This window comes from Pseudomonas sp. NPDC098747 (assembly GCF_044760045.1).
Classification (GTDB): Bacteria; Pseudomonadota; Gammaproteobacteria; order Pseudomonadales; family Pseudomonadaceae; genus Aquipseudomonas.
The window spans coordinates 1-21,056 of record NZ_JBIWAL010000030.1 but is presented as its reverse complement, the minus strand read 5'-3'; the positions used below and the strand labels follow the sequence as shown (position 1 = coordinate 21,056).

General features: G+C 59.6%; 19 protein-coding genes. 6 read left to right on the top strand and 13 right to left on the bottom strand.

The genetic code is table 11. The annotated features are described in order from the left end of the window. Nucleotides 1-95: 95 nt before the first annotated feature. Complete coding sequence (locus ACIQVE_RS18335) at nucleotides 96-1,109, bottom strand: zinc-binding alcohol dehydrogenase family protein (RefSeq protein ID WP_402810736.1); 1,014 nt, start codon at nucleotides 1,107-1,109, stop codon at nucleotides 96-98. Nucleotides 1,110-1,237: 128 nt separating this feature from the next. On the opposite strand from ACIQVE_RS18335, the gene ACIQVE_RS18330 reads away from it, so the two are divergent. Continuing rightward, the gene (locus ACIQVE_RS18330; protein ID WP_402810735.1) at nucleotides 1,238-2,167 is read left to right on the top strand and encodes a LysR family transcriptional regulator; all 930 of its coding nucleotides are present in this window, start codon (nucleotides 1,238-1,240) and stop codon (nucleotides 2,165-2,167) included. Nucleotides 2,168-2,485: 318 nt separating this feature from the next. Beyond that, complete coding sequence (locus ACIQVE_RS18325; protein ID WP_402810734.1) at nucleotides 2,486-3,217, top strand: ArsR/SmtB family transcription factor; 732 nt, start codon at nucleotides 2,486-2,488, stop codon at nucleotides 3,215-3,217. A 231-nt stretch (nucleotides 3,218-3,448) separates the two neighbouring features. Here the strand turns inward: ACIQVE_RS18325 and ACIQVE_RS18320 are convergent, their stop codons facing one another. From ACIQVE_RS18320 to ACIQVE_RS18310, 3 genes are all read right to left on the bottom strand, one after another. Beyond that, complete coding sequence (locus ACIQVE_RS18320; RefSeq protein ID WP_402810733.1) at nucleotides 3,449-4,402, bottom strand: adenosine deaminase; 954 nt, start codon at nucleotides 4,400-4,402, stop codon at nucleotides 3,449-3,451. An 80-nt stretch (nucleotides 4,403-4,482) separates the two neighbouring features. Beyond that, nucleotides 4,483-5,448 carry an isopenicillin N synthase family dioxygenase gene (locus ACIQVE_RS18315; RefSeq protein ID WP_402810731.1) on the bottom strand — a complete coding sequence of 322 codons (966 nt, stop codon included), beginning with the start codon at nucleotides 5,446-5,448 and terminating at the stop codon, nucleotides 4,483-4,485. A 142-nt stretch (nucleotides 5,449-5,590) separates the two neighbouring features. Beyond that, nucleotides 5,591-6,664 carry a BMP family ABC transporter substrate-binding protein gene (locus ACIQVE_RS18310; protein WP_402810729.1) on the bottom strand — a complete coding sequence of 358 codons (1,074 nt, stop codon included), beginning with the start codon at nucleotides 6,662-6,664 and terminating at the stop codon, nucleotides 5,591-5,593. Between the two features lie 287 nt (nucleotides 6,665-6,951). Between ACIQVE_RS18310 and ACIQVE_RS18305 the strand changes: the two genes are divergently transcribed. Next, nucleotides 6,952-8,043 carry a calcium:proton antiporter gene (locus tag ACIQVE_RS18305; protein ID WP_402810727.1) on the top strand — a complete coding sequence of 364 codons (1,092 nt, stop codon included), beginning with the start codon at nucleotides 6,952-6,954 and terminating at the stop codon, nucleotides 8,041-8,043. 63 nt (nucleotides 8,044-8,106) lie between these two features. Here ACIQVE_RS18305 and ACIQVE_RS18300 read toward each other — a convergent pair whose 3' ends face one another. From ACIQVE_RS18300 to ACIQVE_RS18290, 3 genes are all read right to left on the bottom strand, one after another. Further along, the gene (locus ACIQVE_RS18300) at nucleotides 8,107-9,465 is read right to left on the bottom strand and encodes an 8-oxoguanine deaminase (protein WP_402810725.1); all 1,359 of its coding nucleotides are present in this window, start codon (nucleotides 9,463-9,465) and stop codon (nucleotides 8,107-8,109) included. A 253-nt stretch (nucleotides 9,466-9,718) separates the two neighbouring features. After that, the gene (locus ACIQVE_RS18295) at nucleotides 9,719-10,405 is read right to left on the bottom strand and encodes an SDR family oxidoreductase (protein ID WP_402810724.1); all 687 of its coding nucleotides are present in this window, start codon (nucleotides 10,403-10,405) and stop codon (nucleotides 9,719-9,721) included. A gap of 17 nt (nucleotides 10,406-10,422) precedes the next feature. Further along, a complete protein-coding gene (locus tag ACIQVE_RS18290; protein WP_402810723.1) occupies nucleotides 10,423-10,779 on the bottom strand; it encodes a MerR family transcriptional regulator in 357 nt (118 codons plus the stop codon). Nucleotides 10,780-10,864: 85 nt separating this feature from the next. Here ACIQVE_RS18290 and ACIQVE_RS18285 point away from each other — a divergent pair, with 85 nt between their 5' ends. Further along, a complete protein-coding gene (locus ACIQVE_RS18285) occupies nucleotides 10,865-11,299 on the top strand; it encodes a hypothetical protein (RefSeq protein WP_402810721.1) in 435 nt (144 codons plus the stop codon). A gap of 73 nt (nucleotides 11,300-11,372) precedes the next feature. On the opposite strand, the gene ACIQVE_RS18280 is transcribed toward ACIQVE_RS18285, so the two are convergent. The 6 genes from ACIQVE_RS18280 to ACIQVE_RS18255 form a co-directional block, all read right to left on the bottom strand. After that, complete coding sequence (locus ACIQVE_RS18280) at nucleotides 11,373-12,299, bottom strand: ABC transporter permease (RefSeq protein ID WP_402810719.1); 927 nt, start codon at nucleotides 12,297-12,299, stop codon at nucleotides 11,373-11,375. Then, nucleotides 12,299-13,405, bottom strand: a complete 1,107-nt coding sequence (locus tag ACIQVE_RS18275; RefSeq protein WP_402810717.1) for an ABC transporter permease — start codon at nucleotides 13,403-13,405, stop codon at nucleotides 12,299-12,301. Before ACIQVE_RS18275 ends, ACIQVE_RS18280 begins: the two co-directional genes overlap by 1 nt. 13 nt (nucleotides 13,406-13,418) lie before the next feature. Continuing rightward, nucleotides 13,419-14,966 carry an ABC transporter ATP-binding protein gene (locus tag ACIQVE_RS18270; RefSeq protein WP_402810715.1) on the bottom strand — a complete coding sequence of 516 codons (1,548 nt, stop codon included), beginning with the start codon at nucleotides 14,964-14,966 and terminating at the stop codon, nucleotides 13,419-13,421. Nucleotides 14,967-15,503: 537 nt separating this feature from the next. Continuing rightward, nucleotides 15,504-16,085 (bottom strand): IMPACT family protein, encoded by a 582-nt coding sequence (locus ACIQVE_RS18265; RefSeq protein ID WP_402810714.1) that lies wholly within the window; start codon nucleotides 16,083-16,085, stop codon nucleotides 15,504-15,506. A gap of 7 nt (nucleotides 16,086-16,092) precedes the next feature. Further along, a complete protein-coding gene (locus tag ACIQVE_RS18260; RefSeq protein WP_007914719.1) occupies nucleotides 16,093-16,743 on the bottom strand; it encodes a TetR/AcrR family transcriptional regulator in 651 nt (216 codons plus the stop codon). Nucleotides 16,744-16,900: 157 nt separating this feature from the next. Further along, entirely contained in the window at nucleotides 16,901-17,821 is a 921-nt protein-coding gene (locus ACIQVE_RS18255; RefSeq protein ID WP_402810712.1) for a LysR family transcriptional regulator, read from the bottom strand. Nucleotides 17,822-17,959: 138 nt separating this feature from the next. Here ACIQVE_RS18255 and ACIQVE_RS18250 point away from each other — a divergent pair, with 138 nt between their 5' ends. After that, nucleotides 17,960-19,309, top strand: coding sequence for an aspartate aminotransferase family protein (locus ACIQVE_RS18250; RefSeq protein ID WP_402810710.1), 1,350 nt, complete (start codon nucleotides 17,960-17,962; stop codon nucleotides 19,307-19,309). A gap of 76 nt (nucleotides 19,310-19,385) precedes the next feature. Beyond that, nucleotides 19,386-20,879: a CoA-acylating methylmalonate-semialdehyde dehydrogenase gene (locus ACIQVE_RS18245; RefSeq protein ID WP_402810708.1), complete on the top strand. Its 1,494-nt coding sequence runs from the start codon at nucleotides 19,386-19,388 to the stop codon at nucleotides 20,877-20,879. Nucleotides 20,880-21,056: the final 177 nt, after the last annotated feature.

The window sequence follows — 21,056 nt, the reverse complement described above, 5'->3', positions numbered from 1 at the left end:
CGATCGCAATTGTGACAACGGTCAACTGTCAGACTGACGGCAAAAAAAGATCGCAGCCCTTGTTGGCGCTGCCGCAGGCTGCGATCTTTTGATCCTTAGAAACCTTCTAAAACAATTTTCCCCTTGGCCTTGCCGCTTTCCAGCAACTCATGCGCCCGACGCAGATTCGCCGCGTTGATCGCGCCGAAGTGCTCGCCGACGGTGGTCTTCAATGTGCCTGCATCAATCAGATTGGCCACGCGGTTGAGCAGTTTGTGCTGCTCGATCATGTCTGGCGTCTCGAACAGCGAGCGGGTGTACATGAATTCCCAGTGCAGCGACAAGCTCTTGCGCTTGAGTTTGGTCACGTCCAGCGACTTCGGATCGTCGATCAGCGCCAGTTTGCCTTGTGGCGCCAGGGCTTCGACCAGTTGATCCAGATGCTGATCGGTCTGGGTCAGACTGGCGACGTGGGTCACGTTATTGATGCCAGCGCGTTTGAGCTCTTCGCTCAGCGGCTGGCTGTGGTCGATGACCAGATCCGCCCCCAGTTCGCTGACCCAGTCGCGGGTCTGTGCTCGGGAGGCGGTGCCGATCACTTTGAGGCCGGTCAGTTGTTTGGCCAATTGGGTGAGGATCGAACCGACGCCCCCGGCCGCGCCGACGATCAGCAGGCTCTGGCCATTATCTGTTTGGCCTTCGTCGACTTGCAGGCGTTCGAAGAGCAATTCCCACGCGGTGATCGCGGTCAGCGGCAGGGCCGCGGCTTCGGCGAAACCGAGGGACTTGGGCATATGGCCGACGATTCGCTCATCGACCACGTGCAGTTCGCTGTTGCCGCCCGCGCGGGCGATGGAGCCGGCGTAGAAAACCTTGTCGCCAGCCTTGAACAGCGTTACTTCACTGCCCACTGCCTTGACCACGCCGGCCACGTCCCAGCCCAGTACTTTCGCCGCGCCGCCCTCGGGGGCCACGTTCTGCCGCACCTTGGTGTCGACCGGGTTGACCGAGATGGCTTTGACCTCCACGAGCAAATCGCGCGGGCCGGCCACCGGCTCTGGCAGATCGATATCTTGCAGGGATTTGCCGTCGCTGATGGGCAGTGAGGCGTAATAGGCGATTGCTTTCATGGATGGCTCCGTAAAGGTAGTAGAGGAAGGATGAATTTGATGGGATAGATGATTGGCTATTTCTGCGCGAGATAAAACCGGCTAAAAGAGCAGTCTCTTTCAATATTTTTTTGATAGTCGAGGCTGGAATGCTGCGTTTCGATGACTTGCAATTGTTTGTCCGGGCGGCGGATCTGGGCAGTCTGTCGGCGGCGGCGCGGGTGATGGACATGTCCGCCGCGGTGGCCAGCGCGGCGCTGAAACGTATCGAACAGCAACTCGGTGCGCGTCTGCTCGCCCGTTCTACGCGCAGCTTGCGCCTGACTGCCGAGGGCGAAGGCTTTCTCGAATACGCCCGCGCGGCGTTGAGCAATCTCGATGAGGGGCGGCGTTTGCTGGCCAGCGGGCAGGATCAGGTCAGCGGGGTCTTGCAGCTGTCGGCGCCCTCGGATTTTGGCCGCAACCTGTTGCTGCCGTGGCTCGACGAGTTCCAGCGCGAGCACCCGAAACTGACCGTGCGCTTGCTGCTCGGCGACCGCATTGCCGACCTGTTTCGCCAACCGGTGGACATCGCCCTGCGGTATGGCGAGCCGGAAGATTCCAGCCTGATCGCCTTGCCGATCGCGCCGCACAACCGTCGCGTGTTGTGCGCATCCCCGGCGTATCTGGCGCAGTCCGGCGAACCGCGGCAGCTCGAGCAACTGGCCCAGCACAATTGCCTGTTGTTCATGCTCGGCAGTCGGGTCCATGACCACTGGAGTTTCAACGACGGCAAGCGCGAAGTCAGCCTCACCGTCACAGGCGACCGCTTCAGTGACGACGCCGACGTGGTGCGTTTGTGGGCGTTAGCCGGAGCGGGAATCGCCTACAAATCCTGGCTCGACGTGAGCGATGATGTCCTCGCCGGGCGCCTCAAAGTGCTGTTGCCGGAGCTGTTGTGTGAGCGCGCTCCGCTGAATTTGTTGTGCGCCCATCGCGCACAATTGAGTAAGCCTGTGAACCTTTTAAGGGAAATGCTCGCCAGCCGATGCGCTGATTTGAGTAGTCAATTTCCCGCTTTCTCGAAAATTGATCATTAGTCGCAGGTAAATAGAGAAATTTCTGTCAGGAACAATCACCACCCGTGCAGTCCGCGGCGCGGGACGGCGCGTGCATCCCGCTTATACTAGCGCCCGCCTCATGCCAGTACCGAAACCCGGCCCCGAACGCCATCAATGCTGAACTGCCCTTGTTTAATTCCGGGTGCTGCTGCGGTTGCGGCTTCGGCGCCGGAACATGTTGTGTCAATGGCCTGCCTTGCCCCGGCTCAGGGCGTTTTTCGCGTCTTGGCCGCCGACCCATTACTGGTCAAGATGTCTGCGAGCAGTAGACGATACGATTCCACAGGGAGTGAATACATGGAACATGCACCTTGCATCAGCCAGATCGCCACGTTGCTGGCCGACCCCAAGCGCAGCGCGATGATGTGGGCGTTGATGGATGGCTCGGCCCGGCAGACCGAGGAGCTTGCGCTACTGGCTGGGCTGTCGCCGTCGTCGGCCAGTGCGCATCTGGCACGGCTGGCCACTGGCGGTCTGCTGAAGGTCGAAGTCCGTGGACGCAAACGGTTTTTCCGCCTCTCGGCGCCCGAGGTAGGGGCCGCGATCGAAGCGCTGGCCAGCGCCACCATCGCCAGCGCCCCGAAAGAAGTCGCCGAGGTGTTCAAGCGTAATACACCGATGGCCAAGGCTGCGGCGGCGCCGTCTTCACTGTTGCGCGCACGTTTCTGCGATGACCACCTGGGTGGCACGCTGGCTGCCGATCTGTATCAGCGCCTGCTTGACGCCGGCTGGATCGAACAGCTTGAACAGCGTGTGGTGGTGACCCATAAAGGCGCGAACAAGTTGGCCGGCCGGGGTGTGTTCATCCAGGCACTGGCCCATCGCAACGTGCAGGTGGCCTGTGCCTGCCCGGATTGGAGCGAGCGTCGTCCGCATATGGGCGGTTCACTCGGCGCGGCGTTGCTGCAGTTGTTCATGCAGTCCGGTTGGCTGACCTTGCCCAATGACTCGAGGGCGTTGCAACTGACTGCCATTGGCCAGCGGGAACTGCATCGATTCGCCAAGGAAACCGAGCTGGAACTGGCGTAGCAGAGCCTGCGAAATCGCTGCCTGCCATTACGGCGGGATGTGGCTGTTCGGGATGGAGACGCGGGGTAAGACATTGGAAGAGCTGACTGAGCCCGGTGTCGCGGCAGAGCGCTAAACCCTGTGGGAGCGAGCTTGCTCGCGAATACGTTGTGTCATTCAACAAAACTGTTGCCTGACACTCCCTCTTCGCGAGCGAGCTCGCTCCCACATTGGATCTTCAGTGACCCGACCTTAAGGTTTTACGAGCCGTGCATCCAGGCTGTTCTGCGCCAGGCGCTTGGCCTGATCCTGGGTCATGCCCAAATGTTCGTACAACGCGTGGAAGTTCTCGGTGACATAACCACCGAAGTACGCCGGGTCATCGGAGTTCACCGTCACCTTCACGCCGCGTTCCAGCATGTCGAGAATGTTGTGCTGCGACATGTGATCGAACACGCAGAGCTTGGTGTTCGACAGCGGGCACACGGTCAAAGGGATCTGCTCGTCGATGATTCGCTGCATCAGGCGCTCGTCTTCGATGGCACGTACGCCGTGGTCGATGCGCTGGATTTTCAGCAGGTCGATGGCTTCCCAGATGTATTCCGGCGGGCCTTCTTCACCGGCGTGGGCGACGGTCAGGAAGCCTTCGTGGCGGGCACGATCGAACACGCGCTTGAACTTGCTCGGCGGATGGCCCATCTCGGAGCTGTCCAGGCCTACGGCGACAAACGCGTCACGGAACGGCAGCGCCTGATCGAGGGTTTTCTGTGCTTCGTCTTCGCTCAAATGGCGCAGGAAGCTCAGGATCAAACCGCTGGTGATGCCCAGTTGCTGCTCGCCATCCTTCAATGCCGCAGCGATGCCGTTGAGCACCACTTCGAACGGGATGCCACGGTCGGTGTGGGTCTGCGGGTCGAAGAACGGTTCGGTGTGAATCACGTTCTGCGCCTTGCAGCGCAGCAGGTAGGCCCAGGTCAGGTCGTAGAAATCCTGGGAGGTGCGCAGCACATCGGCGCCCTTGTAATACAGGTCGAGGAATTCCTGCAGATTGTTGAAGGCGTAAGCCTTGCGCAGGGTTTCGACGTCATTCCACGGCAGGGCGATCTTGTTGCGTTCGGCCAGAGCGAACAGCAACTCAGGCTCCAGCGAGCCTTCCAGATGCAGGTGCAGTTCGGCCTTGGGCAGGGCGTTGAGCCAGTCGTACATATTCTTTTCTCATCAGGTGCAATGGCGGCATTCTACAGATGCTTGCTGAAACAATTGGCAAAACCTGACCAAGCGATCCGTCACACCGCGTCCTGTTCCCGTCGATAAGCGTAGGTATCGGCGAAGCGCGACAGCAGGAATTCAGCACACGTGGTCGTCGAATATTTCGCTGGGTGTTGAGCGTCCTGACAACCGGGCAGGCATTCGATAAGCGTATCCGGGTGTGGCTCGGCGAAGAACGGCATCGAGTAGCGATCCACCCCGAGCGGGCTGATTACCCGATGCGGCGTTGAGCGGTAACGATCATTGCTCCAGCGCGCCATCATGTCGCCGAGATTGACCACAAACGTCCCGTCAATCGGTGGGGCGTCGATCCACTCGCCTTTGACGTTCTTCACTTGCAGGCCACCGGCGCTGTCCTGATAGAGCAGGGTGATGCAGCCGTAATCGGTATGCGCGCCAGCGCCTTGCTGTTCGGCGGAACTGGCGGTGTGGCGCGGTGGGTAATGGATCATGCGCAGCACACTCACGGGTTCATGGAAGCGCGTGTCGAAGAAGTCGCGCTCGATCTCCAGGGCAATGGTCATGGCGCGCAGCAGCGTTTGCGCGAGGGCCTGCATGTCGAGGTAGTGCTGTTCCATCAGCGCCTCCCAGCCGGGAGTTGCCGGATGGCGGTTGGGCCCGCGCAAGGGTTTTTCCGCCAGTACTTCGGGATGGTTCGCTGGCAGGTGCAGGCCCATGTCGAAAGTTTCTTTGAGGTCGCTGGGTTTGTTCGGGTCGAGCTGTTCGGTGGCGATGGCGCCGTAGCCGCGATGGTGGCGGGTCTGGGTGATGTCGATCTTGAGCTTCTCTGCCGCCGGCAAGGCGAAGAAACGCTGTGCATGATCGAGCAGCGCTTCGATGCGCCGGGCCGAAATCGGATGCCCCTTGATGTAGAAGAAACCCCACTCGCGGCAGGCTTGGTCGATTTGCCGGGCTACTGCGGGCCAAGCGTTTTGGTCGGCGCTGTAGAGCGGGCTGATGTCGATGATGGGAAGCTGATCCATACGCAATCCTTAAATACGCTGAAGGTCCCTGTGGGAGCTGGCTTGCCAGCGATAGCGATCTCCCAGGCAACAATGATGTTGAACGTAATGGCCTCATCGCTGGCAAGCCAGCTCCCACAGGGTCGGTGCAAGTGTTAATGGATTACTTCGGTATCTCGGCCTTCATGCCTTCCACGTAATAGTTCATCGACGCCAGTTCCGCAGTGGTCGCACTCACGCCAGCGGGGATTTTCTCGACCCCGGCCTGATCCTTGATCGGCCCGGTGAACGGCTGCAACGCGCCGCTCTTGATGTCGGCGATGATCTGCTCGGCCTCGGCTTTGACCGGTGCTGGCACCAGGTCGCTGATCGGCAGTTCAACCGTGCCTTCTTTCAGCCCACCCCAGTAATCCTGCGACTTCCAGCTGTGGTCGATCACGCTCTGAGTCGCCTGAATGTAGTGCGGCGCCCAGTCGTTGACGATTGAGGTCAGCACCGCTTTCGGCCCGAAGTGCGCCATGTCCGAGGCATAACCCACCGCGTACACACCGCGACGTTCGGCCGCCTGAATCGGCGCCGGGCTGTCGGTGTGCTGGAACACCACGTCGACGCCCTGATCGATCAGCGCGTTGGCGGCATCGGCTTCCTTGCCCGGATCGAACCACGAGTTGACCCACACAACCTTGATCTCGGTGCCGGGGTTGTACTTGTTCAGGGCCAGTTGAATGGCGTTGATGTCGCGGATCACTTCCGGGATCGGGAAGGAGGCGACGTAGCCGATCTTCTTGGTCTTGGTCATTTTCGCCGCAAGGAAGCCGCCGACGTAACGACCCTCGTAGGTGCGCGCCAGATAGGTACCGAGGTTCTTGTCCTGCTTGTAGCCGGTGGCGTGCTCGAAGGTCACCTTGGGAAACTGCTTGGCGACTTTCAGGGTCGGGTTCATGTAGCCGAAAGAAGTGGTGAAGATCAGGTCGTACTTGTCCTTGGCCATGTTGCGGATCACCCGCTCGGCGTCGGCACCTTCGGCGACGTTTTCCACATAGTTGGTGGTGATCTGCGTGCCAAATTTTTCCGCGAGTGCCTTGCGCCCCTGTTCATGCTGATACGTCCAGCCGTGGTCGCCGATCGGGCCGATGTAGACGAAACCAACCTTCAGTGGATCGGCAGCGCTGGCGCTCAGGCTTATCCCCAGACCAATGGCGGCGCACAGCAGTTTGTGCAGCGGACGTATTTGCATGAATTGGAGCTCCATTTTTTTGTGTGTGGTCAGGGGCAATGCAAATTGCTGACCAACAGGACAACAAACCATCCAAAACCGCAACGCGGCCTTCGCGAGCAAGCTCGCTCCCACAGGTGATCGCATTCGAATGTGGGAGCGAGCTTGCTCGCGAAGGGGCCGGTAAGGCCAACAAAGTGCAGCGTTAAGACCGACTGCCTTCAGCTGGTGCGCTAATGTGTAACGAAACGTTAGTGCCGCCCCGCAGTCAGTAGCTCATTGGAATCTCTGCGTTAAAAAGGCCCGTCATGCTCTCAATCCTCAAGCAAGAAAGCTTTCTGCTGCTGGCCCTGCTCGCCGCAATCGTCGCCTATCCGTTGGAACACTGGCTGCTGCACAGCGGCCAGATCGTCGCGCTGACTGCCGGTCTGGTGCTGATCGCTTTTATCGTCGCCGCTTCGATGCGCGTCGCCCATCACGCTGAATTGCTCGCCGAAAAAGTCGGCGACCCCTACGGCACGATGATCCTCACGCTGGCCGCCGTGCTGGTGGAAGTGGTGATCCTGGCGATCATGATGAGCAACGAAGCGTCGCCCACGCTGGTGCGCGACACGATTTATTCGGCAGTGATGCTCGACATCAACGGCATCCTCGGCCTTGCCGCGCTGATGGGCGGGATCAAGTACGGCGAGCAGTCCTACAACGACGATTCGGCGCGCAGCTACAGCGTGATGATCCTCACCGCCATGGGCGTGTCGATGGTGGTGCCGGAGTTCATTCCCGAGGCCAACTGGAAGATTTATTCAGCGTTCACCATCGGTGCGATGGTGGTGCTTTACACCTTGTTCCTGCGCATGCAGGTCGGGCCGCACAGTTACTTTTTCAGCTACAACTACCCGGACAAACGCCGCAAGAAAGAGCCGCAGGACGCGCAGGCGAAATCGCCGAGCATTGGTCTGTCGATCGGCATTCTGGTGTTTGGCATTGTGGTAATCGGCGCATTGGCCGAAGTGATGTCCAAGACCCTCGATCTGGGGCTGGAAGGGACAGGAGCACCGCCGGTGATTACGGCGATTCTGGTGGCGGCAATTTCGGCGGCGCCGGAGATTCTCACCGCGTTGCGTGCGGCGTTGGCCAATCGCATGCAGTCGGTGGTCAATATTGCGATGGGCGCGTCACTGTCGACGGTGATCCTGACGGTGCCGGTGATGGAAGCGATGGCGCTGTATACCGGTCAGCCTTTTCAGATGGCGATGACCCCGGTGCAGACGGTGATGATCTTTCTCACATTGATCGTCAGCGCGATCAACCTCAATGACGGCGAGACCAATGCGATTGAAGGCATGACGCACTTTGTGTTGTTTGCGACGTTCATCATGCTGTCTCTGCTCGGCCTTTAAGCCCACTGCAAAAACAATGTGGGAGCTAGCAGGCTAGCTCCCACAGTTTTGAACAGCGGTGAATCAGGTACCGGCGATCAACTGGCGAGCCGCCTGGCTGTGATCGGCGATCAGGCCTTTGAGGTCCAACCCCTCGACCTGGCCATCAACTACGCGCCACTTGCCGCCAATCATCACTCGATCCGCACGATCCGCGCCGCACAGCAGCAGCGCCGAAATCGGATCGTGGCTGCCGGAGAAGCGCAGCTCATCGAGCTTGAACAACGCCAGATCCGCCTGCTTGCCCACCGCCAGTTCACCAATGTCGGTACGGCCCAACAGGCTCGCCGAACCTTTGGTCGCCCAGCCCAGCACGCGCTCCGGAGTAATCTTCTCGGCGCCGTAGCGCAGACGCTGGATGTACAGCGCCTGACGCGCTTCAAGGATCATGTTCGACGCATCGTTGGAGGCTGAACCATCCACGCCCAAACCGAGCAGCGCACCGGCGTCGGTCAAATCGATGCTTGGGCAAATGCCCGAGGCCAGGCGCATGTTCGAGCTTGGGCAATGGCAGATGCCGGTGCCGGCCTGGCCGAGACGGGTGATTTCGTCCGGGTTGAAGTGGATGCCGTGGGCCAGCCAGGTGCGCGGGCCGAGCCAGCCGACGCTGTCCAGATAATCGACGGTTCGCAGGCCGAAACGCTGCAAGCAGAAATCTTCTTCGTCGAGGGTTTCGGCCAGGTGCGTGTGCAGACGAACATCAAGTTTATTGGCCAGTTCGGCGCTGGCCGACATGATTTCAGGGGTTACCGAGAACGGCGAGCACGGTGCCAGGGCGATCTGGATTTGCGCACCGTCGCCACGCTGGTGGTACTCGTGAATCAGGCGCTGACTGTCGTCGAGAATCACCTGGCCTTCCTGCACGGTCTGCTGCGGCGGCAGGCCGCCGTCCTTCTCGCCAAGGCTCATCGAACCACGGGTGAGCATGGCGCGCATGCCCAGTTCACGCACGGTTTCGACTTGCACGTCGATGGCGTTTTCCAGACCGTCCGGGAACAGGTAATGATGGTCGGCAGCGGTGGTGCAACCCGACAGCAACAGCTCAGCCAAAGCCACTTTGGTGGCGAGGGCGAGTTTTTCTGGCGTCAGTCGTGCCCACACCGGGTACAGAGTTTTCAGCCACGGGAACAGCGGCTGATTGACCACCGGCGCCCAGGCGCGAGTCAGGGTTTGATAGAAGTGATGGTGGGTGTTGATCAGGCCCGGCAGGATCACATGCTCGCGGGCATCGAACACTTCATCGCACGGCGCGGACGGCTGTTGACCGGCTGCAAGCAATTCGACGATCACGCCGTCTTGCAGCACCAGACCGCCACGGGCATCGAGCTCGTTGGAGGTGAAAATGGCGAGGGGGTTTTTTAACCAGATACGGGTCGCAGGCATTGTCGCCGGCTCCTCTGAAAGTGGGTTCAGGGTTGCCAGCTCAGTGTTGCCCTGTCTGCTGATCCAGGTTCGCCGCGATGGACGAGGTGCGCAGTTTCAAACAAATCGCTGCGACGGGCAAGCCCCACCCGACGGGACAACGTTCATCGCTGTGGGAGCTGGCTTGCCAGCGATGGCGTCGGATCAGCCACCTTATGTGGCGACTGGCACTCCGCAATCGCGGGCAAGCCCGGCTCCCACAGGATTTGTGGGGTTACCAGGGAATGGTTTCGCCTTTGTAATTGATGAAGTGATGCCCGCCCTTGCCAGTAAACGCATTAACCTGATCAATCAGACCGCGTGTGCTGGTGTCCACATCAAGGTCTGCACCCTCACCGCCCATGTCCGTCTTCACCCAGCCCGGATGCAGCGACAGCACCGTCATTTTCTGCTCGCCCAATTGGGTCACGAAACTGTTGGTCATCGAGTTCAGCGCAGCCTTGCTGGCCTTGTACAGCGCCAACTCCGGTGCGTCTGCTACGGTCACGCTGCCCAGTCCGGAACTCATGAACGCCAGCACGCCGCTGCCATCACGGATCTGTCCGACAAAACGTTGCGCCAGATTGATCGGCGCCACCGCGTTGGTGAAAAACAGCTGACCGACTTCCGCCAGTGTCGCGCCGCCCGGGGTCTGTACTGCCGGGCCTTTGACCCCGGCATTGACGAACAACAGGTCGAAGGTTTCGCCCTTCAACTGTTGGCTCAAGGCGATCACCGCTTGCTGGTCATCCATGTCGAGCTTCTCGATCCGCACGTTGCCCAGCGCTTGCAGCGCCTCGGCGTTCGAGGGATTGCGCACGGTGGCGGTCACTTGCCAGCCGTCGCCCAGCAGGGTTTTCACCAACCCGAGGCCCAAGCCACGAGAGGCGCCGATGATCAGTGCGTTTTTTGCCTGGGACATGATGGGTTCCTTGAAAGTCAAAGTTCAGGATTCAATGGACACGCCTGACCGAGCCGTAGTTGCAACTCATGCCTTAGCGCGTCGAGTTCGCTCATGCGGGTTTCTATCAGTTGCAGCTTGTCGCGCAGTAATTGCGCCACGGCGTTTTCCGGATCGGGCGCGTTCCACAGTGCGGCAACGCTGTCGCCAATCTCGCCGAGGGTAAAACCCAGGCGCTGCGCCGTCTTGATGTAGAGCACCAGTTGCAGCATTTCCGGCGGATAGTCGCGATAACCGTTGGCGCTGCGTTGCGCCGCGATCAATCCGCGCTGCTCATAAAAACGCAGCGTGTCGCGACTGACCGCGCTGGCCTGGGCCAATTCACCGATGCGCATGAGTGATGCTCTCAAGAGGGGCTTGACCCTGGAGCATACTCCAGGCTTTACCGTGGTTGCTCCTCAAATTTCTGGAGCATGGACGATGTGGACTTCAACACAATATCGAAACGTGGTGCGCGGCAGCGCCTGGTATGACCTGATCGTCACGGCCGCGTTTGTTACGCCGTGGAGTTTTGCCGCGTTGCACGGGTTTTTGACCGCGCTGGGTCAGGCGCTGGATTTGCCCGGTGAGTTACCGGCGTTCGCGCCGATGCACATGTTGATGGCGAATCTGTTGGGCTCGGTGGTGTGCGTGTGGGCGGTGCTGCGGATTCGGGATCCGCAGGCGCTTTATGGACGTTATGACGCGGTGGCGCGGTTTCTGTTTGCGGCTTGGCAGGGGTATGCGCTGCTGCAGGGTGCCAGTTCGATTCTGCTGGTTTTCCTCGTCTTCGAACTGGCGTGGGGCATTGCGCAAGTGTTGCCTGTCAGGACGCCTTCGCGAGCAAGCTCGCTCCCACAGGTTCCGGTGGTGTGACCCAGAACGCATTCACACCCGAGATCCCTGTGGGAGCGAGCTTGCTCGCGAAGAGGCCAGCGCAATCACCGCATTAATGCCCTGATTGCCAAGGCTGCCCAAGCGACACCGGCGCATACAACCGCGTGCGCAGCGCATCGCGCGACAACAACACCAGCACCACAATCGTCGCCACATACGGCAGCATCGCCAGCAGGCTCGACGGAATTGCCAGCCCCAACCCCTGCGCCACCAGGTGCAGGATGCTGGCGAGGCCAAACAGATACGCGCCCAGCAGCAACCGCCACACCCGCCAACTGGCAAACACCACCAAGGCCAACGCAATCCAGCCGCGTCCGGCAGTCATGTTTTCGGCCCACATCGGCGTGTACGCCAAGGACAGATACGCCCCGGCCAGCCCGGCCATGGCGCCGCCGAACAGCACCGCCAAGGTGCGCACAGTCAACACCGGCAAGCCCATCGCACTGGCCGCGTCCGGGTTTTCGCCGACTGCTTGAATGATCAGCCCGACACGGCTTTTGATGATCACCCAAGCTACTAGCGCAAACAGCGCGAACGACAGATACACCAGCAGATCCTGTGTAAACAGCATCCGCCCGATCAGCGGAATTTCACTCAAATACGGAATCGCCAATGGCTCAAACCCAGCCAATGGTTTGCCGACCCACGCGGCACCCACGAAGGTTGACAACCCCACGCCAAAAATCGTCAGGGCCAACCCGGTCGCCACCTGATTGGCGTTGAACACCAGCGCCACCAATGCAAACAGCGACGACAGCAACATTCCGGCAAGCATCGCCAGCAAGACGCCGAGCCACAGGTTGCCGCTGTTGAGCGCGACGATGAAGCCGATCACCGCACCGAACAGCATCATCCCTTCCTGGCCGAGGTTGAGCACGCCGCTCTTCTCGCAGATCAACTCACCCAGCGCCACCAACAGCAGCGGCGTCCCGCAACGCACCATCGCGTAGAAAATATTGCTCAGCAGATCGATATCCATCACAGCGCTCCGGCGGTTACGGTGGGGGTCTGTGTACGCCGTGCCCAGCGCAGATTCAGACGTGGCCGATAGAGAATCAGTACGTCACTGGCGAGCAGGAAAAACAGCATCATTCCCTGGAACAGTTGCGTGATCGCTTGCGGCAGATTGAGGCTCATCTGCGCGTTCTCGCCGCCGATGTAGAGCAGCGCCATCAGCAGACTGGAGAACAAAATTCCGATGGGGTTGAGCCGTCCGAGAAACGCCACGGTGATCGCCGCGTAGCCATAACCCGGTGACACCTGCGGCACCAATTGACCGATCGGGCCGGTGACTTCGCAGACTCCGGCGAGCCCCGCCAACCCGCCGCTGATCAACAGGGCCAACCAGATCAAACGCTTCTCGCGAAAGCCGACAAACCCCGCCGCACGCTTGTCCAGTCCAAGCACTTTGATCTGGAAGCCGATAAAGCTTTTCTGCAAGAACACCCACACCGCGACCAGCGCGAGCAGGGCGAAATACACCCCGGCATGCACGCGGCCATCCTCCAGCAACAGCGGCAAACGGCTGGCGTCACCGAACATGGCCGACTCGGGAAAATTGAAACCGGCGGGATCCTTCAGCGGCCCATGGACGCAGAACAGCAGCAGGTTCAGCGCGATGTAATTGAGCATGATGCTGGTGAGGATTTCGTTGGCATTGAAACGCGTGCGCAGCCATGCGGTGAGCCCCGCCCATGCGGCGCCGGCGAGGGTGCCGGTCAGCAGAATCAGCACCAGCGCCCAACGGCTTTGCATGTCGATGATGTTCACCGCCAAGGCACTGCCCGCGAGCGCGCCCAGCAGCAATTGCCCTTCGGCGCCGATGTTCCAGATTCGCGCTTGATAGGCCACTGCCAGGCCCAACGCGCAGAGCAGGATCGGCAGGGCTTTGACCAGCAATTCCGAAACGCCGTACAAGTCGCTGACCGGCGCGATCAGCAACGTGTGCAAGGTTTGCAGCGGATCGTGGCCGAGGGCAATGAACAGCAGCGAACCGCAACCGAGCGTCAGTGCCGCCGCCAATAACGGCGAGCACCAGAGCATCAGGCCCGATTGCTGGCCACGGGGTTCGAGGGAAAGCAGCATGTTTGAAACTCCGTTAAACCGTGGCGTGTTGTTGAGGGGCATCGAACTGACCGGCCATCCAGCCGCCGACGTCGCTCAGTTGCGTGTTCGTGGTGTTTTGCAGCGCCGACAGCTTGCCGCCGCACAAGGCGCCGAGGCGGTCGCTGATCTGGAACAGTTCATCGAGGTCTTCGGAAATCACCAGAATCGCCGCACCGGCATCGCGCAAGGCGATCAACGCGCGGTGGATGGTCGCGGCGGCGCCGACGTCCACGCCCCAGGTCGGGTGCGCGGCAATCAGCAGTTTCGGTTGCTGAAGGATTTCCCGGCCGAGGATGAATTTCTGCAGATTGCCGCCGGACAGGCTGCGGGCGGCGGTCTGCGTATTCGGGGTTTTTACCCCGAAGCGCTGAATGATTTGTTGGGCGAGGGCTTCGACTTTGCCTCGTTCGATCAAACCGTTGCTGACCAGCCCTTGTTGAAAGGCTGTCAGCAGCGCGTTGTCGGCGAGACTCAGTTCCGGCACCGCGCCATGGCCGAGGCGCTCGGCCGGGACGAAAGCCAGACCGAGTTTGCGTCGTGCATCGGGGCGTAAATCAGCAACGGTTTGATCGGCAAACTGAATCGTCGCAGCCTCGGTGCGTGGCAGGGTTTGCTCGCCACTGAGCAATGCGAGCAGTTCGTCCTGGCCATTTCCCGCGACCCCGGCAATGCCAACGATCTCACCGCTGCGCACCTGCAAATCAATGCCCGTCAGCGAGCAGCCAAATGGGTCCGGGTTATGCCAGCTCAAACCGCTGACTTGCAAAAACACCGCGCCACCGCTGACCTTCGGATAGTCGCCAATCAACGCCGCCGCTTCGCCCACCATCATCTGCGCCAACTGTTGATCCGAGCATTCGGCCGGTACGCAATGCCCGGCCACTTGCCCGCCGCGCAACACCGTGGCGCTGTGGCACAAGGCGCGCACTTCACCGAGCTTGTGGCTGATAAACAAAATGCTGCACCCCTCGGCGGCGAGACGGCGCAGGGTGATGAACAAATCGTCGGCCTCTTGTGGCGTCAGCACCGAAGTCGGTTCGTCGAGAATCAGCAGGCGGATGTCCTGCATCAGGCAGCGAATGATTTCCACCCGTTGCCGCTCGCCGATCGACAGGCTGTGCACAAGTCGCTCAGGTTCCAGCGCCATGCCGTAGCGCCGCGAGACTTCGCGAATCTTCGGTTCAAGCTGTTTCGGCGTGCCCGCCGCTGCGCCCATCGCCAATGCAATGTTCTGAGCCACGCTGAGGGTTTCGAACAGCGAGAAATGTTGAAAGACCATGCCGATCCCCAGCTGTCGTGCTTGGGCCGGGTTGCGCATGTTCACGCGTTGACCCTGCCAAAGCATCTCGCCCGAGTCGGCCTGAGTGACGCCGTAGATGATCTTCATCAGTGTGCTTTTGCCGGCACCGTTTTCACCCAGCAGCGCATGGATTTCGCCGGGCGCAATGTTCAGATCGATAGCGTCATTGGCCAGACAACCGGGGTAGCGTTTGCTGATCTGGCGCAGTTGCAGGCGCGAGGTAGGAGGAGCGATGGACATGACAGGCTCGACTGGCTTGGAGTTGTGCCTGTGGATAAAGCAATTTCCTGGCCATTGAGTCAGGAACACCCGCAGATACATATCTCCCGCGCCTGCTGTAGAGCGTTCACTGCAAATTCAGCGTAAGGACGAGCACCACTTGAGGGCGAAGCCGTTGATCAAGCTCCAGTTTTGCCCGTAGGCAACTGATCAAAAAACGAGCAACACCGTCGAAGCTATGTACAACCTGCGACTGCGCCAGTCATGAACGGCTTATCCACAGGTTGCTCCACAGTATTTGTGCGCAACATGGAGTCATGGGCATAAGCACTGCGATGCTTTGTTCTAATGGTGCTAACCCGCGTTAACTTGTTGTTTTTACGTAAAAAATATACGTTCGCAGAGTGATTGAGCGAAAAGTGAGCAAATCGCGCAAAGCCGCATGACAGAAGGGTTACAGCGGTATGTGCTCAGGTTATCCACAGCCGGGTGCACAGCAGATGTGGGCAAGTTGTTCGAGTCAGAGATTTGTGTGTTGCCCCAAAAGATCGCAGCGTTCTAGCGCTGCAACAGAATCCGCCCACGACTAAGATCCGCGAGCTGCGTTTGCAGAACCTGAATCTGCGCCTCACTCACCGCCAACACCAATTCAACCCCATTCGCGGTGAAATTCTCCTCCACAACCAACCCACCCATATTCGCTACCCGCAACTTCACCAGCGCTAACTCCGCGAACCCACAGGCACAACTCAACGGCACACGGCTGATCAACTCGACCTTCGCCGCCGTTTGCAGGCATTTGTTCGCACCGCCGCCATAAGCCCGGGCCAAGCCACCAGTGCCCAGTTGAATGCCGCCGTACCAGCGGATCACCAGCACCGCGACCTGATCGCAATCCTGCGCTTCAATCGCTGCCAGAATCGGTCGCCCGGCGGTGCCGCCCGGTTCGCCGTCGTCATTACTGCGATATTGATCGCCGAGTTTCCACGCCCAGCAATTGTGCGAGGCATTTAAGTCGCTGTGCTGTTCGAAGAACGCCTGCGCGTCAGCAGGGCTGCTGATCGGTGCGGCGAAGGTGATAAAGCGGCTTTTGCGAATCTCTTCGCGGTACTCGCAAAAACCGCTGAGGGTGAAAGGCATAAACGTCTTATAGAGAAGGAGTGAGGCCGCAGCCTTTGAGAATGATACGAATCAGATTGTTGCCGGCGTCTTCCATGTCCTGCTTGGTCAACTTGCTGCGCCCGCTGACGCGGCAGATCTGCGTGGCGAAGTCGGCGTAATGCTGGGTGCTGCCCCACAACAGAAAGATCAGGTGCACCGGGTCGACCGGGTCCATTTTGCCGGCATCGATCCACGCTTGAAACACGGCGGCTCGACCAGTGAACCATGCGCGGTAATCCTGGTTGAAATACTCGGTCAGGCATTCGCCGCCGCTGATCACTTCCATGGCGAAGATTCGCGAGGCTTGCGGTTGGCGACGGGAGAATTCCATTTTTGCGCGGATGTATCGGGTCAGCGCTTCAGCCGGATCGTCCTCGGCGGTGAGGGTGTTGAAGGTGCTGTCCCACAACTCGATGATGTTGCTCAGCACCGCCACGTACAGCCCCAACTTGTTGGTGAAGTAGTAATGCAGGTTCGCCTTGGGCAACCCGGCATTCTGCGCGATGGTGTTCATGCTGGTGCCTTTGTAACCGTGACGGGCGAACTCGTCTTCGGCGGCTTTGAGAATGGTCTCTTCGTTCTTCTGACGAATGCGGCTGGCGGGCTTGCCGCCGTGAGCAGGGACTTCAAAGGTCATAGGCACTTCCGGGTTTGTCTGTGGGTGCAACCAGTTGCGTTGATAGCGCACCCACAGGCATCCGACAAGTCCTGAAACGATAAAACCGTTACGCCTGTTCGATCTTGTTCAGCGGCGCATGGATTTCTTCTTCAAGGATCGGGGGTTGATCCTGTTTTCAACGCGTCGCCGCCAGACTCTCCAGAAAGCTCTCCAGCACCAAATGGGGGCGCCGCCCCTTGCGCGTGACCGATGCCAGACTCAAATCATAAAAACGTGTATCGGCCTTGAGCGCGCGCAAACGCCCTTGCTGTACCCAAAGGCTGGCGTAATGGTCTGGCAGATAACCAATGTAGCGTCCGGTCAGAATCAGAAACGCCATGCCCTCGCGATCGGAGGCGCTGGCGGTGCAGTTGAGCGCTTGATAGTGCGCCTGAATCTCCCCCGGCAAACGAAACGTCGGGGCGATGGCATCCTGACTATTAAGGCGTTCGTCATCCAGTTGCTTGTCATCGACATAAAACAGCGGATGGCCGACCGCGCAATAAAGCAGCGAACGTTCGCTGTACAGCGGCTGATACTCCAGACCCGACAGCGCACTGGCCTGCGGCACCACGCCGACATGCAGGCGACCGTCGAGCACGCCTTGTTCGACTTCATTCGGCGCAATCATGCGGATCTGGATCTGCACATCCGGCCCGCGCTCCTTCAATTGGGCGAGGGCGTGGGTGATGCGCATGTGGGGCAGAGTGACCAGGTTATCGGTCAGACCGATGATCAGTTCGCCACGCAAGTGCTGGTGCAGGCCGTTGACCTCGGTACGGAAACTTTCCAGCGCACTCAATAATTGCAGGGCTGATTGATAGACCTCGCGACCTTCCTCGGTCAGCGAGAATCCGGCACGGCCACGCTGACACAAACGCAGTCCGAGGCGTTGCTCCAGATCGCTCATCTGCTGGCTGATTGCCGAGCGACCGATGCCGAGCACGGTTTCCGCTGCCGAGAAGCCGCCGCATTCCACTACGCTGCGAAAAATGCGCAGCAGGCGGATATCAAAGTCACTGACCTGGGCCAGCGGATCGGGGCGGCGGCTGCTCATACGTGATCGCTAAAAGTTTAGTAATGGTCTAACTGAAGGTTAGAAGAGTTGGATTTCACCGACTTTATCCGCGTGGCAATTTAGCTGCAACAACGACTTTTATCTCCCTGACGCTTATGCCCTGCGAGGTTTTGCCCGATGAACATGCCTGAAAACGCTCCGTCGCCACTGGCCAGCCAACTCAAGCTGGACGCGCACTGGATGCCGTACACCGCCAACCGTAACTTCCAGCGCGATCCGCGACTGATTGTTGGTGCCGAAGGCAGCTGGCTCATCGATGACAAGGGCCGCAGGGTGTATGACTCGCTGTCCGGTCTGTGGACGTGCGGCGCCGGGCACACCCGCAAGGAAATTCAGGAAGCGGTCTCCAAACAGTTGGGCACCCTCGATTACTCGCCGGGCTTCCAGTATGGCCATCCGTTGTCTTTTCAACTGGCCGAGAAGATCACTGACCTGACCCCAGGCAACCTGAACCATGTGTTCTTCACCGACTCCGGCTCCGAGTGCGCCGATACCGCGGTGAAAATGGTCCGTGCCTACTGGCGTCTGAAAGGTCAGGCGACCAAGACTAAAATGATCGGCCGTGCCCGTGGTTATCACGGCGTGAACATCGCCGGCACCAGCCTCGGCGGCGTTAACGGCAACCGTAAGCTGTTCGGTCAGTCGATGATGGATGTCGATCACCTGCCGCACACTTTGCTGGCGAGCAATGCGTTCTCCCGTGGCATGCCGGAGCAAGGCGGTATCGCCTTGGCCGACGAGCTGCTGAAGCTGATCGAACTGCACGACGCGTCGAACATCGCAGCGGTGTTCGTTGAACCGATGGCCGGCTCCGCCGGTGTGTTGGTGCCGCCGCAGGGTTACCTGAAGCGTCTGCGCGAGATTTGTGATCAACACAACATCCTGCTGGTGTTCGACGAAGTGATCACCGGTTTTGGCCGCACCGGTTCGATGTTCGGTGCCGACAGCTTTGGCGTCACCCCGGACCTGATGTGCATCGCCAAGCAGATCACCAACGGCGCGATCCCGATGGGCGCGGTGATTGCCAGCTCCGAGATCTACCAGACCTTCATGAACCAGGCGACCCCGGAATACGCCGTGGAATTCCCGCACGGCTACACCTACTCGGCGCACCCGGTGGCGTGCGCTGCTGGCCTGGCATCGCTGGATCTGCTGCAAAAGGAAAACCTGGTGCAGAGCGTCGCCGAAGTAGCTCCACATTTCGAGAACGCGCTGCACGGTCTCAAAGGTTCGAAAAACGTCATCGACATCCGTAACTACGGCTTGGCCGGTGCGATCCAGATTGCCGGGCGTGATGGCGACGCCATCGTGCGTCCGTTCGAAGCGGGCATGGCCCTGTGGAAAGCCGGGTTCTATGTGCGCTTCGGCGGCGACACCCTGCAGTTCGGCCCAACTTTCAACAGCAAGCCGCAAGACCTCGATCGTCTGTTCGACGCGGTCGGCGAAGTGCTGAACAAGCTCGACTGATTTTTCCTTCTATATATACCTACGAATAACGGGCGCCTCACGTGGGCGACCGTGAACAAAAATTCAGGAGTTTTCGATGAGCGTTATCCCGCATTTGATCAATGGCGAACTGGTGACCGAGAACGGTCGCGCAGTTGATGTATTCAACCCGGCTACCGGTCAGGCGATCCACAAGCTGCCACTGGCCACCCGCGAAACCATCCAGAAAGCTATCGATGCCGCCAAGGCTGCATTCCCGGCCTGGCGCAACACGCCGCCAGCCAAGCGTGCCCAGGTGATGTTCCGCTTCAAGCAACTGCTGGAGCAGAACGAAGCGCGCATCTCGCAATTGATCAGCGAAGAACACGGCAAGACCCTCGAAGACGCCGCCGGCGAACTGAAGCGCGGTATCGAGAACGTCGAATTCGCCTGCGCTGCCCCGGAAATCCTCAAGGGCGAGTACAGCCGCAACGTTGGCCCGAACATCGACGCATGGTCGGATTTCCAGCCGCTGGGCATTGTTGCCGGTATCACGCCGTTCAACTTCCCGGCCATGGTGCCGCTGTGGATGTACCCACTGGCGATCGTCTGCGGCAACTGCTTTATCCTCAAACCGTCCGAGCGTGATCCAAGTTCTACGTTGCTGATCGCTCAGTTGCTGCTGGAAGCCGGTCTGCCGAAAGGCGTAATGAGCGTGGTGCACGGTGACAAGACTGCGGTAGACGCGTTGATCGAAGCGCCGGAAGTCAAAGCGCTGAGTTTCGTTGGTTCGACGCCGATTGCTGAATACATCTACGCCGAAGGTACCAAGCGCGGCAAACGCGTTCAGGCACTGGGCGGCGCGAAGAACCACGCGGTGCTGATGCCGGATGCGGATCTGGATAACGCGGTCAGCGCACTGATGGGCGCGGCTTACGGTTCCTGCGGCGAACGCTGCATGGCGATCTCGGTAGCGGTGTGTGTTGGCGACCAAGTGGCAGATGCACTGGTGGCCAAACTGGTGCCACAGATCAAGGCGCTGAAAATCGGTGCCGGCACTTCCTGTGGTCTGGACATGGGCCCACTGGTTACCGGTCAGGCTCGCGACAAGGTTAGCGGTTATGTGGATGACGGCGTGGCAGCGGGCGCGACGCTGGTGGTCGACGGTCGTGGTCTGAGTGTGACGGGGCATGAGGAAGGCTTCTTCCTGGGTGGCTGCCTGTTCGACAACGTCACCCCAGAGATGCGCATCTATAAAGAAGAGATCTTCGGCCCGGTACTGTGCGTTGTTCGCGTTAACAGCCTGGAAGAGGCGATGCAACTCATCAACGATCACGAATACGGCAACGGCACCTGCATCTTCACCCGTGATGGTGAAGCGGCACGTCTGTTCTGTGACGAGATCGAAGTTGGCATGGTTGGCGTCAACGTGCCGCTGCCGGTGCCGGTGGCTTACCACAGCTTTGGCGGCTGGAAGCGTTCGCTTTTCGGCGACCTGCATGCCTATGGTCCGGATGGCGTACGCTTCTATACCCGTCGCAAGGCGATTACTCAGCGCTGGCCACAGCGTGCGAGCCATGAGGCTTCGCAGTTCGCATTCCCTAGCTTATAAGTAGAAGGGCTAAACAGAAGGCCGACCTTTTAAGGTCGGCCTTCGTGTTTTCGGCCTTTTTTGACCTATATGACAGAATTATGAAATTAGCTGTTGACGGCAGATTCCAGACGTCTATAATTCGCCCCACTTCCGGCGCAGTCGAAACGAAAAACTCCTTGAGATTCAATGAGTTAA

What these genes read in the sequence shown, in the direction of transcription:
- ACIQVE_RS18295 (WP_402810724.1), bottom strand. Translation starts at nt 10,405, where the DNA reads ATGTCCCAGGCAAAAAACGCACTGATCATCGGCGCCTCTCGTGGCTTG.
- ACIQVE_RS18270 (WP_402810715.1), bottom strand. Translation starts at nt 14,966, where the DNA reads ATGTCCATCGCTCCTCCTACCTCGCGCCTGCAACTGCGCCAGATCAGC.
- ACIQVE_RS18285 (WP_402810721.1), top strand. Translation starts at nt 10,865, where the DNA reads ATGTGGACTTCAACACAATATCGAAACGTGGTGCGCGGCAGCGCCTGG.
- ACIQVE_RS18280 (WP_402810719.1), bottom strand. Translation starts at nt 12,299, where the DNA reads ATGGATATCGATCTGCTGAGCAATATTTTCTACGCGATGGTGCGTTGC.
- ACIQVE_RS18330 (WP_402810735.1), top strand. Translation starts at nt 1,238, where the DNA reads ATGCTGCGTTTCGATGACTTGCAATTGTTTGTCCGGGCGGCGGATCTG.
- ACIQVE_RS18335 (WP_402810736.1), bottom strand. Translation starts at nt 1,109, where the DNA reads ATGAAAGCAATCGCCTATTACGCCTCACTGCCCATCAGCGACGGCAAA.
- ACIQVE_RS18325 (WP_402810734.1), top strand. Translation starts at nt 2,486, where the DNA reads ATGGAACATGCACCTTGCATCAGCCAGATCGCCACGTTGCTGGCCGAC.
- ACIQVE_RS18255 (WP_402810712.1), bottom strand. Translation starts at nt 17,821, where the DNA reads ATGAGCAGCCGCCGCCCCGATCCGCTGGCCCAGGTCAGTGACTTTGAT.
- ACIQVE_RS18290 (WP_402810723.1), bottom strand. Translation starts at nt 10,779, where the DNA reads ATGCGCATCGGTGAATTGGCCCAGGCCAGCGCGGTCAGTCGCGACACG.
- ACIQVE_RS18310 (WP_402810729.1), bottom strand. Translation starts at nt 6,664, where the DNA reads ATGCAAATACGTCCGCTGCACAAACTGCTGTGCGCCGCCATTGGTCTG.
- ACIQVE_RS18320 (WP_402810733.1), bottom strand. Translation starts at nt 4,402, where the DNA reads ATGTACGACTGGCTCAACGCCCTGCCCAAGGCCGAACTGCACCTGCAT.
- ACIQVE_RS18305 (WP_402810727.1), top strand. Translation starts at nt 6,952, where the DNA reads ATGCTCTCAATCCTCAAGCAAGAAAGCTTTCTGCTGCTGGCCCTGCTC.
- ACIQVE_RS18300 (WP_402810725.1), bottom strand. Translation starts at nt 9,465, where the DNA reads ATGCCTGCGACCCGTATCTGGTTAAAAAACCCCCTCGCCATTTTCACC.
- ACIQVE_RS18260 (WP_007914719.1), bottom strand. Translation starts at nt 16,743, where the DNA reads ATGACCTTTGAAGTCCCTGCTCACGGCGGCAAGCCCGCCAGCCGCATT.
- ACIQVE_RS18250 (WP_402810710.1), top strand. Translation starts at nt 17,960, where the DNA reads ATGAACATGCCTGAAAACGCTCCGTCGCCACTGGCCAGCCAACTCAAG.
- ACIQVE_RS18275 (WP_402810717.1), bottom strand. Translation starts at nt 13,405, where the DNA reads ATGCTGCTTTCCCTCGAACCCCGTGGCCAGCAATCGGGCCTGATGCTC.
- ACIQVE_RS18315 (WP_402810731.1), bottom strand. Translation starts at nt 5,448, where the DNA reads ATGGATCAGCTTCCCATCATCGACATCAGCCCGCTCTACAGCGCCGAC.
- ACIQVE_RS18265 (WP_402810714.1), bottom strand. Translation starts at nt 16,085, where the DNA reads ATGCCTTTCACCCTCAGCGGTTTTTGCGAGTACCGCGAAGAGATTCGC.
- ACIQVE_RS18245 (WP_402810708.1), top strand. Translation starts at nt 19,386, where the DNA reads ATGAGCGTTATCCCGCATTTGATCAATGGCGAACTGGTGACCGAGAAC.